The sequence below is a fragment of the Hyphomonas sp. genome, from assembly GCF_037969335.1.
Taxonomy (GTDB): domain Bacteria; phylum Pseudomonadota; class Alphaproteobacteria; order Caulobacterales; family Hyphomonadaceae; genus Hyphomonas.
In genome coordinates, this window is sequence record NZ_JBBKXE010000020.1 from 1 (window position 1) to 14,151 (window position 14,151).

At 61.9% G+C, this 14,151-nt stretch carries 12 protein-coding genes; 4 read left to right on the forward strand and 8 right to left on the reverse strand.

Features of this window, described 5'->3' with window-relative positions:
• The coding region (locus AADA04_RS01195) for a peptidylprolyl isomerase (protein WP_340691400.1) at positions 1-409 on the reverse strand (409 nt) is incomplete at its 3' end.
• Positions 410-475: 66 nt separating this feature from the next.
• On the opposite strand from AADA04_RS01195, the gene AADA04_RS01200 reads away from it, so the two are divergent.
• A complete protein-coding gene (locus AADA04_RS01200; RefSeq protein WP_340691401.1) occupies positions 476-1,345 on the forward strand; it encodes a 50S ribosomal protein L11 methyltransferase in 870 nt (289 codons plus the stop codon).
• Here AADA04_RS01200 and AADA04_RS01205 read toward each other — a convergent pair.
• Positions 1,336-1,506, reverse strand: a complete 171-nt coding sequence (locus AADA04_RS01205; protein WP_340691402.1) for a hypothetical protein — start codon at positions 1,504-1,506, stop codon at positions 1,336-1,338. The two genes, AADA04_RS01200 and AADA04_RS01205, sit on opposite strands and share 10 nt — an antisense overlap.
• Before the next feature lie 163 nt (positions 1,507-1,669).
• Between AADA04_RS01205 and AADA04_RS01210 the strand changes: the two genes are divergently transcribed.
• From AADA04_RS01210 to ligA, 3 genes are read left to right on the forward strand one after another with little or no spacing between them, the layout of a single operon-like run.
• Entirely contained in the window at positions 1,670-3,481 is a 1,812-nt protein-coding gene (locus AADA04_RS01210; protein ID WP_340691403.1) for an aminopeptidase P family protein, read from the forward strand.
• 56 nt (positions 3,482-3,537) lie between these two features.
• Complete coding sequence (recN, locus tag AADA04_RS01215) at positions 3,538-5,232, forward strand: DNA repair protein RecN (protein WP_340691404.1); 1,695 nt, start codon at positions 3,538-3,540, stop codon at positions 5,230-5,232.
• The gene (gene ligA, locus AADA04_RS01220; RefSeq protein WP_340691405.1) at positions 5,229-7,334 is read left to right on the forward strand and encodes an NAD-dependent DNA ligase LigA; all 2,106 of its coding nucleotides are present in this window, start codon (positions 5,229-5,231) and stop codon (positions 7,332-7,334) included. The genes recN and ligA overlap by 4 nt, the downstream gene beginning before the upstream one ends.
• 3 nt (positions 7,335-7,337) lie before the next feature.
• Here ligA and AADA04_RS01225 read toward each other — a convergent pair whose 3' ends face one another.
• The 6 genes from AADA04_RS01225 to AADA04_RS01250 all read right to left on the reverse strand — a co-directional run bounded on the left by AADA04_RS01225 (position 7,338) and on the right by AADA04_RS01250 (position 13,960).
• A complete protein-coding gene (locus AADA04_RS01225; RefSeq protein ID WP_340691406.1) occupies positions 7,338-8,171 on the reverse strand; it encodes an outer membrane protein assembly factor BamD in 834 nt (277 codons plus the stop codon).
• A gap of 116 nt (positions 8,172-8,287) precedes the next feature.
• Complete coding sequence (lpxC, locus tag AADA04_RS01230; protein WP_340691407.1) at positions 8,288-9,193, reverse strand: UDP-3-O-acyl-N-acetylglucosamine deacetylase; 906 nt, start codon at positions 9,191-9,193, stop codon at positions 8,288-8,290.
• 190 nt (positions 9,194-9,383) lie between these two features.
• A complete protein-coding gene (ftsZ, locus tag AADA04_RS01235) occupies positions 9,384-10,811 on the reverse strand; it encodes a cell division protein FtsZ (RefSeq protein ID WP_340691408.1) in 1,428 nt (475 codons plus the stop codon).
• A gap of 88 nt (positions 10,812-10,899) precedes the next feature.
• The gene (gene ftsA, locus AADA04_RS01240) at positions 10,900-12,195 is read right to left on the reverse strand and encodes a cell division protein FtsA (protein ID WP_340691409.1); all 1,296 of its coding nucleotides are present in this window, start codon (positions 12,193-12,195) and stop codon (positions 10,900-10,902) included.
• On the reverse strand, positions 12,195-13,064 hold the full coding sequence (locus tag AADA04_RS01245) for a cell division protein FtsQ/DivIB (RefSeq protein ID WP_340691410.1): 870 nt from the start codon (positions 13,062-13,064) through the stop codon (positions 12,195-12,197). Before AADA04_RS01245 ends, ftsA begins: the two co-directional genes overlap by 1 nt.
• Positions 13,052-13,960, reverse strand: coding sequence for a D-alanine--D-alanine ligase (locus AADA04_RS01250; protein WP_340691411.1), 909 nt, complete (start codon positions 13,958-13,960; stop codon positions 13,052-13,054). The genes AADA04_RS01245 and AADA04_RS01250 overlap by 13 nt, the downstream gene beginning before the upstream one ends.
• Positions 13,961-14,151 lie beyond the last annotated feature (191 nt).

Here is a 14,151-nt window from a genome sequence, read left to right on the forward strand (position 1 = left end):
CGCCCGCCCGTCCCGCCGCAAACCCGTCGCGGTGGCCGACCGTCGCAGCGAACAGGTCCGCATTTCCAAGCGGCACGAAGCCATCGGCTGTAACGGTGCGCTCCGCTTCGAGTGGCAGCTCGGGCCAGTCTCCGAGTCTCGGGTCGAATTCAAGACCCGCCTGCGCGACATGGCCTTCGACGACGCGGTAGAAAAACTCACCTTCAAGGACGCCGGAGCGAACAGCTTTCCGAAATTGCGCCACATGCTGCGGCGCAGCGTCCGATGCGAGTTCGATGGCGACGGTCCCTGTCGTGGTGTCGAGCAGGACGAGATTGTCCGGATTGACCGGACGCCAGACACCCTCAGCACCCCCCTGCTGCCCCATTACCCCCACCATTGCTGCGACCAGCGCCCACCTCCACCCCATGCCTGAAACTCCCTTGCGTATGACACCTCTGGCGCGCTGGCAGCTTGCCTGCTAAGCGCCTGCGCCATGTACCAGATTACCGCCAAGGGCGCACGGGCGCCCATCGAAGCCGCTTGGGATGCTCTCGCCTGGGCCGATCCGTCCCCAGCGGGAGCTGTTGATGCCAAGGAAGACGGGCGTCTTGCCTGGCGCCTGGATGCGTTCACGGAAACGCTCGAAGAGGCCGAGGCGTGCGTTGAAATTATTCACGAAACGTCCCCGGAACTGACCGCGCGGATTGAGGCGCTCGAGGATCGCGACTGGGTGACCCTCTCGCTCGAAGGCCTGCCGCCTGTTGCCGCGGGTCCGTTTTTCGTGGCCGGCAGCCACGCCCTCGCCAAGATGGCTCCGGGCAAGATCGCCGTCCTGATAGAAGCCGGCCCCGCCTTCGGCACAGGCCATCACGGGACCACGCTCGGCTGCCTGCTCGCGCTCGACGAAGTGCGTCGGCGAAAAGCCATCGGCAAAGTGCTTGATCTCGGAACGGGGTCGGGCGTGCTGGCGATCGCCGCGATGAAGGCTGGCGCACTTAGTGCGATCGGCACCGATATCGATTTCGACAGTGTCCGCGTCGCCAATGAGAATGCGGCGAAGAACCATGTGACGGGCTTTACAGCCCTGCACATAACCGGGGCCAACACGCCGCGCATTCGCCAGGGCGGACCCTATGATACGGTGTTTGCCAACATCCTGATGAAGCCCCTGATTGGACTTGCCCCCACCATCGCGCCGCTGACGGCCCCCGGCGGGACCATCATCCTGTCAGGCCTGCTGCATCATCAGGCCGGGCCTGTTCGCAACGCATTTGCCTCGCGCGGGCTCGATTTCCAGCGCCGGATCAAGAAGGACGGCTGGTCGACCCTGGTCTTCCGGAAGCCGGTTTCAGCTCAGGTATAGGCGACCCGTCGGGCCCAGCGGGCCGACCGGCGGGCGAGGATGTACGGACGCTGGCTGCAATCGGTCTGGAATTTTGCGGGCAGTTGATGTGCCTGTGTGGCAGGCATCACATTGCTGATGGTCATTTCAGCAAGCGGGGCGGTTTCGATAAGCGTCTTCATGTCTCAGTTCCATATTTATGGTGCAGTGCACAATTTCGAGTGTGCCGTGCATATGGGCTTCAGAGGTAAACATTTTAGTATAGATGATCAGCCACATGCATGCTGAAATGCATAGCACTGATGCGCCTTCCAATGCGCCGAAAGCGGCGTTAAGACTACAGCTATGAGACAGACATTTGATATCAAGGGTGGACCGCAAGACGGTCGGGCCCATTTGCCGCTCCTTCGCAAAGAGCTTTCCGCCATGAATCTCGACGGCCTCTACGTGCCGCACGATGACGAATACCAGAACGAATACCTGCCGGATGCCAATGAGCGCCTGGCCTGGGTCAGCGGATTTACCGGCTCGTTCGGCAACGCGTTCGTTTTCACCGACCGCGCCATTCTGTTCGCCGATGGCCGCTATACGATACAAGCAGCTGACCAGACCGACCCCGACCTGTTCGAAATTCAGAAAATCCCGGAGCCAGGTGCCTTCGGATGGCTGCGCGCGCAGGACATGTCGGGCAAGACCATCGGATATGACCCGAGACTGGTCAGCCCGAACGAGGTCGAGCTTCTGAAACAGGCTGCTGCGGCCTCCGGCGCCAATCTCGTCGCTGTGGCCGAGAACCCGATCGATCGCGCCTGGACAGACCGTCCGGACCAGCCGTCCGCCCCTGTCGTGGCGCATGCGGTCGAGTATGCCGGCATGGACCATGCCGAGAAACGTGCGCGCATCGGGGCGGCCCTGAAAGCCGACAAGGCCGATGCGGCCGTCATCACATCACCGGCGTCGATCGCCTGGGCGTTCAATATCCGAGGCGGTGATGTCAGCTGCACGCCGCTGCCGCTCGGCCGGGCGATCCTGCGCGCTGACGGGTCAGCTGACCTGTTCATTGATGAAGCCAAGGTCAGCGATGACCTGCGCACCCATCTTGGCAATGGCGTCACCGTGCGCCCGCTGTCGCAGCTGGAAAGCGCGCTTGGCGACATGAAGGGCAAGACGGTCAGCGTTGATCCCGATATTGCATCGGCCTGGTTTTTCGACACGCTCGACGTCGCTGGTGCCAAAGTGCTGCGCCTGCGCGACCCTGTTGCGCTGCCGAAGGCCTGCAAGAATGCAGCAGAGATTGCCGGCACCACGGCCGCGCATGCTCGCGACGGTGTGGCCCTCACCCGCTTCCTGCATTGGCTGGATACCGAGGCGCAGAGCGGCAAGGTCACCGAGATTGATGCGGTGATGAAGCTCGAAGCCTTCCGCGAAGAACTGAACGCCATGAACGATATGTCCTTCCCGACGATCTCCGGTGCTGGTCCGCATGGTGCGCTGCCGCACTATCGTGTCTCGACGGCGTCGAACCGCGTGCTTGAGCGCGGCTCGCTCTTCCACGTGGATTCCGGTGGCCAGTATCTCGACGGCACCACCGACGTGACGCGCACCGTCCCCATCGGTGAGGCAAGCGACGAGATGCGGCGTCACTATACGCTGGTCCTGAAGGGCCATATTGCGCTGGCGGCCGTACGCTTCCCGCATGGTACGACCGGCACGCACCTTGATGTGCTCGCCCGCCATGCACTCTGGCAGGCAGGGCTCGATTACCAGCATGGCACCGGGCATGGCGTTGGCTCTTATCTCGGCGTCCATGAAGGCCCACAGCGGATCGCCAAGGCGTGGAACGCCGTGCCGCTGGAGCCGGGCATGATCATGTCGAACGAGCCGGGCTATTACCGTGAGGGCCAATACGGCATCCGCATCGAGAACCTGCAATACGTCACGCCGCCAGCGCCGATTCCGGGCGGCGAAATCGATATGCTCGGATTCGAATGCCTCACCTTCGCGCCGCTCGCGCGCGACCTGATCGTGACGGACATGTTGTCCGGGGATGAGCGCGCCTGGGTCGACGATTATCACGCCCGCGTGTGGGACCTGCTGTCCGGCCAGCTGGAAGTTGACGTGAAGGCCTGGTTGAAGGTGGCCTGCGCGCCCCTCTGATTCCGGGCTGAAGAATCTTCTTGTTCCTGTTTTGTTCCAATGCTATTGGAGCAAGCATGATCCTGTCCATTTCGATCCGCGATTTCGTTTTGATTGACCGTCTGGACATTGAGCCGGGCGCTGGCTTCACCGCGCTCACGGGTGAGACAGGGGCCGGCAAGTCGATCATTCTGGATGCGCTGTCGCTCGCCATGGGCGCGGCTGCGGACCGTGCCTTCATCCGGTCCGGCGCTGATCAGACGAGCGTTGCCGTCGAATTCGGGCCGCCGACGCGCCATCCAGTTTGGCAGGCGCTGCGGGAGCAAGGCATCGAAGCTTCAGTTGATGAAGCGCTGACGCTGAAGCGGGTGGTTCGCGCCAGTGGCCCGGCCCGGGCTTTCGTGAATGACCAGGCTGTCAGCGCGGCTTTCCTCGCGGAGATAGGCGAGCTGCTTATCGAAATACATGGCCAGCATTCCGCGTCGGCCCTGATGCGGCCTTCGATGCACCGGCGCCTGCTCGACCAGTTTGCGGGCAATGAAAAACTGTTGTCCGCCTGCGCAGACGCGTTTGATGTTCTGCAGGTTTCGCGTGATGCGCGGGCTTGTCTGGAAGTGGAGCAAGCTGACGCTGTAGCGACCCGCGAATGGCTGGAGCAGGCTGTGGAAGAGCTTGAACGCCTGGCGCCTGTGGCCGGTGAAGCCGCGGAACTCGCATCGCAACGCATGCGATTGATGCAATCCGAACGGGTGACTGAATCCGTGGGTGAAGCAGAAGCAGCACTGGAAGGTGCCGATATCGATACGGCCTTGTCCAAAGCATCGCGCGCGCTGGAGCGGATTTGCCGTCTTCCGGGCTTTGACGGATCGTCGGAAGCCCTGCCCGAAGCGGCGAGAGTTGCCGCTGAGGCGGTTGAGCGCGCACTGATTGAGACGCGGGAAGCCGCGTCTGCGGTATTTGGCCTGGAACGGCTGATCCATCACGACACGGAAGCGCTCGAATCGGCAGAGGCCCGTTTGTTTGCTCTTAGAGCGCTGGCGCGCAAACACACGACCGATCCGGAGACCCTGCCGGACCTGCTGCTGCGCTTGCGCGGACGGCTTGATCTTGCCGAAGCGGGTGAAGATGCGCTGATTGCCGCCCGAAAGGCTGAAACGGCCGCCCAAGCGCGCTGGCATCAGGCTGCAGAGACCCTGACCTCAGCCCGAAAGGTTGCGGCGGGCCGGCTTGAAAAGGCCATCGCCAAGGAGCTTGCACCGCTGAAACTGGGGCGCGCGACGATCTCTATCTGCGTTGACGCCTTGCCGGATGGTGAGGGCGGTCCCCAGGGGGCTGATCGCGTCGAGTTTGAGGCCGAAACCAATCCGGGGGCCGGGTTCGGCCCCCTGCGTAAGATCGCGTCTGGCGGCGAACTTGCGCGCTTCTCACTCGCGCTGAAGTGCGCCTTGGCCGAAGCCGGTTCGGCGCAAACCCTGATCTTCGATGAGGTCGACCAGGGGGTCGGCGGTTCGGTTGCGGCAGCTGTCGGCGAGCGTCTTGTGCGGCTCGCGGGGGCCAAGCAGGTCTTTGCGATCACGCACAGTCCCCAGGTTGCCGCCTCGGCGGCGACGCAGTGGCTTGTTGAAAAAGACCATGACCAAAAGTCTGGCGGGACGCGCATTCGCGGGTTAGATGACAGCGCACGGCAGGAAGAAATTGCCCGAATGCTGTCTGGCGCCGAGGTCACCGAAGAGGCTCGTGCCGCCGCAGGGAGGTTGCTGGAGGATGCATGAACAAGCCTGTGCCCGTCGAGACGCTGACGCCCATCAAGGCCGAGGCTGAACTTGCCCGGCTGGCAGAGGCTATCCGTGAAGCGGATGAGGCCTACTACCGCAACGATGCCCCTGAAATTACCGATGCAGAATATGACGCGCTTCGCCAGCGCAACCTCGCCATTGAGGCGCGGTTCCCGGAACTGAAGCGTGAAGACAGTCCGACAGAACGTTTCGGGTCTGGGCCGAGCGAAGGCTTTGCGAAGGCGACCCATGCGGCGCCCATGCTGTCGCTCGACAACGCCTTCACGTCTGAGGACGTCAGCGACTTCGTTGGACGCATCCGCCGTTTCCTGGGCCTCGCAGAGACGGACGAAGTCCAGATCACGGCTGAGCCGAAGATTGACGGCCTGTCCCTCAGCCTGTCTTACGAAAAAGGAAAATTGATCCGCGCCGCAACGCGGGGCGACGGCCAGGTCGGCGAGGATGTCACGGCCAATGCCCGCACGCTGGGCGACATTCCGCATCGCCTCAAGGGCGCTGGCTGGCCTGACAGTATCGAAGTGCGCGGTGAGGTTTATATGAGCCACGCGGATTTCGCGGCGTTGAACGCGCGCGAGGCCAAAGCGGGCCGCAAAATATTTGCCAATCCTCGCAATGCTGCAGCCGGCAGCCTGCGCCAGCTCGACGTCGAGATCACGAAATCCCGCCCCCTGAAATTCTTTGCCTATGCCTGGGCCGCTGCCAGCGCGCCGTTTGCCGAGACGCAGACAGGCGCGATAGCGCAGTTCGCAGACTGGGGATTCGAGGTGAACCCGTTGATGACCCGGTCCCACACGGTCGATGGACTGATTGCGGCCTATCGGGATCTGGAATCGCGCCGCGCGAGCCTTGGCTATGATATTGACGGCGTCGTCTACAAGGTAGACCGGCTCGACTGGCAGCAGCGCCTCGGCTTTGTCAGCCGGGCTCCGCGCTGGGCGATTGCGCACAAGTTCCCGGCCGAAAAGGCCACGACCCTGCTGGAGGGCATTGATATCCAGGTCGGTCGCACAGGGTCGCTGACGCCCGTGGCGCGGCTGGCACCGGTCACGGTGGGCGGCGTGGTCGTGTCGAATGCCACGCTGCACAATGAAGACGAGATTGCCCGTCTCGGCGTCAAGATCGGCGATACGGTGGAAATCCAGCGAGCCGGCGATGTCATCCCGCAAGTCCTGCGCGTGGTCACCGACGGCGGCGGCGCGCCGTTTCATATGCCCGATCACTGCCCGATCTGCGGATCGGCAGCGGTGCGCGAGGTGGACGAGAAGGGCGAGGAAGATGTGCGCCGCAGGTGCACCGGGGGCCTGGTCTGTCCGGCGCAGGCGGTGGAACGGCTCCGGCATTTCGTTTCGCGCAAGGGGCTCGACATTGATGGCCTCGGGGCAAGGCAGGTGCAGCTTTTCTATGAGAAGGGCGTCGTGCACGCACCGCAGGACATTTTCCGGCTGGAAAAGCGGATCGCCGATGCCGGCCTGCCGCCACTCGCGGAATGGGACGGGTTTGGGCCTGCCTCGGCGACGAAGCTGATTGCAGCGATTGATGCACGGCGGAACGTGCCGTTCGCGCGGTTTCTCAATGGCCTCGGCATACGCCATGTCGGGCAGACGACGTCGCAGCAATTTGCCCGGAACTTCCTGTCATGGGACCTGTTCTGGTCGACTGTGACGAAAGCGGCGGCTGAAGGGCCTGAGAGCGATGCCTATGCGCAGCTGATGGGCATTGACGGAATCGGCGGCGCGGCGGTCGGATCGCTGTGCAATTTCGTGGCAGAGCCGCACAATGACGAGATGATGTCGGCGCTGCTGTCGGAAATCAGCGTTGTGGACGAAGTGGCCGCGGCAAGCGACAGCCCGGTGGCCGGCAAGACTGTCGTTTTCACGGGCACACTGGAAAAGATGACCCGCGATGAAGCCAAGGCGCGGGCGAGCGCGCTGGGGGCGAAAGTCTCCGGCTCGATCTCAGCTCGGACGGACATACTCATCGCTGGCCCTGGGGCCGGGTCGAAACTGACCAAAGCCGAGGCTTTGGGCGTCAAAACGTTGACGGAAGAGGAATGGCTGGCACTGATCGGGGAGGCGTAGGGCCTATTTGCCGCCCGGGATGATCTTCTGCAGCATGGTCCGGCGGACTTGCGGCGCTTCCGGGTCGAGCCCCTGTTTGGTCAACAGGCGGTAGCTCATCTTGTACCAGGTGCTGTTCGGGTAATTGTATCCGAGCGTCGCACCAGCGGCGAGCGCCTGGTCGCGCAGGCCGAGGGTGAGATAGGATTCGACCAGCCTGTGCAGGGCCTCTGCCGTGTGCGAGGTCGTTTCATAGGTCGTTACGACCGTCTTGAAGCGGTTGACGGCCGCGAGTGTCTGGTTGGAACGCAGGTACCAGCGGCCAATTTCCATTTCCTTGCCGGCCAACTGGTCATTGACCATGTCGATTTTCAGTCGGGCATCGCGTGCATAGGGGCTTTCGGGAAAGCGGCGGCTCACATCCTGCAGGGCAGACAGGGCCAGTTCGGTGGTGCGTTGATCGCGGCCGATATCGACGATCTGGTCGAAATAGCTCACGGCGATGAGATAATAGGCATAATCAGCTTCAGAACCGCCGGGATGGAGGCTCAGATACGCCTGAGCGCCGGATATGGCCTCATCATAGTCGTGCGCCTGATATGACGCGTACGCTGTCATGACCATGGATTTGCGCGCCCACTCTGAATAGGGGTGCTGGCGCTCGACTTCGTTGAACAGGAGGATCGCACGGGGATAGTTGCGCTTGTCCAGTTCCTGGGCTGCGGCATTGTACAATTGTTCGACCGGACGCTCGACATAAGCGAGCTCCTGCTTACGCTTGCTGGCGGACTGGCACCCGGAAACGGCAACAATACAGGCCAGGATCAAGAGGCTCGGGCGGAGTTTCAGAAGGGACATGCCGGTCGGGAACTTTCAGCTGTGAATGTCTTCAGCTTGATTAGCCTGAACCGGACAGGTTTTCCAAGGATCATTATCAGGCCGCCCATTAAGCAAGGGCAATGTGCAGGGCAGCCTCAGACGGCGGCGCGTGCAGGCTCGGGGCGTTGGGCCATTGCGCCCGCATCGGTTTCCCAGCACCAGGCAGACGGTGTGGACAGGAGTTTGCGCACCAGGGCGTTGTTGAGCGCGTGGCCCGGCTGGACGGCATCATAGCTGCCTGCGATCGGTGCGCCTGTGAGCATGAGGTCGCCAACAGCATCAAGCATTTTATGGCGGACGAACTCGTCCTCGGCCCGCAGGCCCTCGGGATTCATCACTGCGCCGTCGTCGACAACGACGGCATTGTCGAGCGAGCCGCCCCGGGCGAGGCCAATCGCGCGCAGCATGTCCACGTCGCGGGCGAAGCCATAGGTGCGGGCGAAAGCAAGGTCCCGGGCAAACATGCCAGGGGCCATGCGCAAGGCCATCTGCTGAATGCCGATAACGGAATCATCGTATTCAATACGGGCACGCAGGGTGAGAACGGTATCGTCGGACGGCGATAGCGTGGCGCGTTTCGGGCCGTCGACGATTTCCACGCGCTCGAGAATCCGGATGCGGCGACGCGGCGCCGTCTGGGTTTTCACGCCAGCCTGCAACAGCAGCTCGCAATAAACCGCTGACGAGCCGTCCATGATCGGGACTTCCGGTCCATCAATCTCGATAATCAGATTATCGATACCCATGCCGGCCAGTGCCGCCATCAGGTGTTCCACCACGGCGACCGAAACCCCCGCCTCGTTCGTCAGTGTGGTGCCAAGACGCGTGTCAGAAACTGAATCGGCATGTGCCTTGATTTCGATATCACTGGCATCAACATCGGTCCGGCGAAATACGACGCCGCTACCGACAGGTGCTGGCTTCAGAACAAGCCGGGCTTTTTCACCGCTGTGAACGCCAATGCCGGCACATACTGCCGGACGTTCAATTGTCTGTTGCATCTGCACGCCACTCAACACCGCATCGACCCTCCGCTACAGACTGCAATCTGGATGTGGTTAAGCGTGAGTACAAAACACGGCTTGTTTCGGCGTGTTACAGAAAGGGCCGCAACTTGCGTTACGGCCCTGTTATACAAGGAATTATTATGTAACGATCCGGTGTCTCCGGGCTGCGTTTTCTGCCGAAAAATCAGTGATTGGCAGACCGGCGAAGGAATGCCGGGATTTCGAGATCGGCATCGTCAAACGGCGCGGCTTCCGGATGATCGTCCGGCGACGAGATGATTTGTGCCGGGATGGCCGCTTCCGGCGCATCGTCATTTTCGCCTTGCGGGTTGCGGCGCCAGCCGAACAGGTGGGAAAAGCCCGAAGCGCCCTGATCCGAGCGTGCCTTGTCCGGGGCAGGGGCCTCCTTGCGCGAACCGAACACCGCATCTGCGGATACTTCGTCGCTGCCTTCGGCGCCTTCATAATGGTCAGCCGGCAGTGGCTGGCCCGAGAAATCGGATCGTGGGTCGCTCTCTTCGGACCGCAGTGATGGCGCATGACCCGTGATCACAAGGGGACGATCATCATCGGTGGGTGTCTCGGGCTGGATGACTTCTTCAGCAATCGGTTCGGCGATGGGCTGACGCACGGTCTGCTGAATGGGTTCGGGTGCAGGCTCGACTGCCAGGCCAGATTCAATGCCTGCGGCGACGACGGACACGCGAATCTTGCCCTCAAGTTCACTGTCGAAAGCCGAACCGAGGATAATGTTGGCGTTCGGGTCGATTTCCCGGCGGATCTCGTTGGCCGCCTCGTCGAGTTCGAACAGCGTCATGTCATAGCCGCCGGTGATGTTAATCAGCACGCCCCGGGCGCCCTTCAAGCTGACATCATCGAGCAGGGGATTGTCGATGGCGGCGCGGGCGGCTTCCAGGGCGCGGTTTTCGCCCTCTGCTTCGCCCATGCCCATCATGGCCGTTCCCATGCCCCGCATGATCGAGCCGACATCGGCAAAGTCGAGATTGATAAGGCCGGGCATGACCATCAGGTCGGTGATGCCGCGCACGCCGGAATAAAGCACGTCATCGGCCATGCGGAAGGCTTCGGCGAATGTTGTCCGGTCATTTGCAATCCGGAAAAGGTTCTGGTTCGGCACGACGATCATCGTGTCGACATGTTCGCGGATATCAAGCAGGCCCTGGTCCGCCAGTGACATGCGACGGGCGCCTTCGAAACCGAACGGCTTGGTCACAACCGCGACGGTGAGGATTCCCATTTCCTGAGCGGTGCGTGCAATGACTGGTGCGGCGCCGGTTCCGGTGCCTCCGCCCATGCCAGCGGCGATGAAGACCATGTGGGCGCCCTCGAGATACATCTTGATCTCGTCGATCGACTCTTCGGCGGCTTTCGCGCCGACATCCGGGCGGGCACCAGCGCCAAGGCCTGACGTGGTTTCCGGGCCGAGCTGGATGCGTTGTTCGGTCTTGGAGCGAAACAGGGCCTGCGCGTCCGTATTGGCGACGATGAACTCGACACCCTGCAGGTTTGCCTCGATCATGTTGTCGACGGCGTTGCCGCCTGCGCCGCCAACACCGAAGACGAGGATCCTGGGCTTGAGTTCATGTGTCATTCGCGTACCTCAATATACATTCTGGACCGGTTTGAGATGCACCTTCACCCCTCACGGCTAAAAGACAGTTAAGTCAGAGCAAAAGGCGTCAGAAATTTTCTTTTAGCCAGTAGAGCGCCTTGTTCACTGCGCCGCTCCCTGTTTCGGTCCCATATTCTTTCAACGCAACGCCAGCCCGCGCGGCGTCCACAAACCCCAGTTCCGAATACAGTAGCAGACCCGACGCTGTCGAAAAAGCAGGCGTTCCCAGTGTTTCGCCGAGAAATTCAGCAATCGTGGGCCGGCCGAGGCGGACAGGTGCGTTGAAAATCCGCGAGGCAACGTCGCGTACCCCTGCAAGCTGGCTGGCGCCGCCCGTGAGGACGATGCGGCGCGGAAGTACGGAGCGTACACCGCTTCCATCAAGGCATTTCTGGACGAGTTCGAACGTTTCCTCGATGCGCGGTGCAATAATGTCAGCGATTGCACCCTTTTCCATCCGCATGCCATGCAAGCGGCCATCATCACCAAGGCGCGGGGCCTCGATGCGTTCGGCAAGGCCCGGGCCTTCAAGATTTGCGGTGCCATAAACAGACTTCAGGCGTTCAGCCGCAGCGAACGTCGTGCCGATGCCCTGTGCGATGTCGCTGGTGACGTGCGTTCCGCCCGCTGGAACCAGGCCGAGCCAGGCGGGCGAACCGTTGAGATAGACTGACACGGCCGTGACGCCGGCCCCCATGTCGATACAGATGGCACCATTCTCGATCTCGTCGTCGATCAGGGTGCCAGCACCGCTGGCGATCGAAGAGGGGACGAGGGCTGCAACACCCAGGTGGGCCCGGCCAACGCACTCTACGAGGTTCTTGATGATTGGGCGCGGCGCTGTGACGACGGAAAGGAGAATGCCGAGCTGCTCGGCATACATGCCGACGGGCTGGCGAACGCCTTCCTGCTGGTCGACGCGATACGCGACAGGCCACGCGGCAAGAATGTCGACACCCTTGGTCGGTATTTTGGTCAAAGCGAGGGCCTGAAGCCGTTTGACCTCTTTGTGGGTGATCGCGTGTCCGCCTATCTCGATCGCGGCGGTGACCAGTGTGCAGGCGAGTTTCGGGCCGGTGATGCCGAGAATGACTTCACTGATCTGTTCGCCAGCTTCGCGCTCGGCGTCTTCCACGGCAAGTCGGATAGACCGTTCCAGGCCTTCCATGTCAGTGATGGCGCCGCCATTGAAACCGCGCGACTGCTGGCGTCCGCCGCCCAAAATCTTGAAGCGCCGGGGGCTCGACCCGTCATTGCGGCCAATCAGGCACGTGATCTTGGAGCAGCCAATGTCCAGTGCAGCGACCGTGCCGGTATTGCGAGACCCGTTGAGAGCGATACGCCTGGACTGGACATTTGCCATCAGGATCGGGCCGCTTCTGCGATCTTGCGCGTGTTGCCGTCCTGGGCCGGGGACAGATAGATCCGGCCCTTGTTGCGAAGGTCGATCATCTTGACCGGTCTCTGCATCAGAGCGGTGCGGGTCTGGAGCGTCGACAGTCGGGAGAGGGCCGCGTCCATGGCGTCGTCTTCGGGCAGGCGAACGGTGGCGCCGTTCACGAGACGCACATCCCAGCGCCGGTCGGCGATACGCGTTGCGATGGCGAGGCGGGTCGACACGTCAGGTGCTTTTTTAAGGGCGTTCACAAGGGCCGGGGCCGCAGTTGGCGCTCCCTGGCCGGCGAGGCGAACAAGTGTCTTGTAGTCACCGGAATTCGCATCCGGAAGGATGCGCCCCAAGCCGTCGACCACCGTCCATTCCTTGCCGTCATGCCAGAGGGCCACCGGTTCAGCAGCGTCGGCAATAATCACGATCTGGCCCGGCCACAGGCGATGGACCCGCACGTTCAGTACCTTGCGGGTTGCCTCGACGCGGCGACGGATCAGCTGTGGGTCGGCCCGAAACATGTTCTCGCCAGGCTCGATCATGGCGGCGGCGCGGATGTCATCCACCAGTGCCGGATTCTGTTCGAGACCGAGTACCGAGATATCGTTCACCGACACACCTGCCATGCGCGCCGTGTCGTCAAGAAAACCCCCGAAACGGGTTTCGATCTGCGACAGGGATCCGCCCATCCACGCAGCGGTTGCGACAACAATCGCCACAAGCATTACGAGACCGAACAGGATGGACGACACGCGGATTTCTTCGCCCGTCGACTCATCGACAATGGTGGCGGGGCGGCGGCGCGAGCGGGAGGGGACTGACTTGTTCCGGTTTACCTTTGGCATGAGGCATCCTCGATCATCCAGGCGACAAGCGCTTCGAAGGACATGCCAACGAAAGCGGCCTGCTCGGGGACAAGCGAGGTGGGCGTCATGCCAGGTTGGGTATTTGTTTCCAGGATCACGAGGCGGTCTCTCTTGTCGTCATAGCGAAAGTCGGACCGCGTCGCGCCCCGGCATCCAAGCGCCTGATGTGCCCTGAGCGCCGCGTCCATCGCAGCTTCGGTCACGCGTGCAGGCAGGTTTGCCGGGATCACATGTTGCGATCCTCCAGCCTGATATTTCGCATCAAAATCGTAATAGTCCCTTAAGGTCGTGATCTCGGTAACAGCAAGGGAACGGTCGCCGAGCACACCGACCGTCAGCTCTCGTCCGGGGATGAACTCTTCGGCCATCAGATTGTCGCCATAATGCCATCCGTCGCCGAGCAATTCCTGCGGCGGGCTATTGGCGCCCTCGCGCACGATCACGACACCGAAGCTCGATCCCTCGGCTACCGGCTTGATTACATAAGGGGGCCTGAGCGGGTGGCGCGCGGCCGCTTCTTCGCGGGTCACCCGCTTGTCTTCTGCGACCAGCAGCCCGGCCTCGCGGTACACGGCCTTTGACTTCAGTTTGTCCATCGCCAGAGCCGACGCCAGAACGCCGGAATGGGAATAGGGCAGGCCCATCACCTCCAGCAGGCCTTGTACGCACCCATCTTCGCCCCAGGGACCATGGAGCCCGTTGAGGACAATCTCGGGTGCGGCTTCGGCAAGCTGGATGGCGAGGTTCCGGCCAGCGTCGATTTCGACAACATCATAGCCTGCTGTTCGCGCCGCCTCGGCCATCTGTCCGCCTGAGGACAGAGAAACCTCCCGCTCGGATGACCAGCCTCCATAAATTACCGCTACGCGTTTCATCGCTGGTCCTTCTTGAGTGTTGCGGATGGATATTCGACCGCTTGCCACTGCCTGTGCTGCACAAAAGCGGCATGAGTCAGGCGAAACCAGATCATGACGCCGCTCAAGTTACGAAAAAGTCACCAAACGGAGATTGTCATAGTTAGACTACACGCGTAGTCGTCACATATCGATAGACGATGAAATTGACG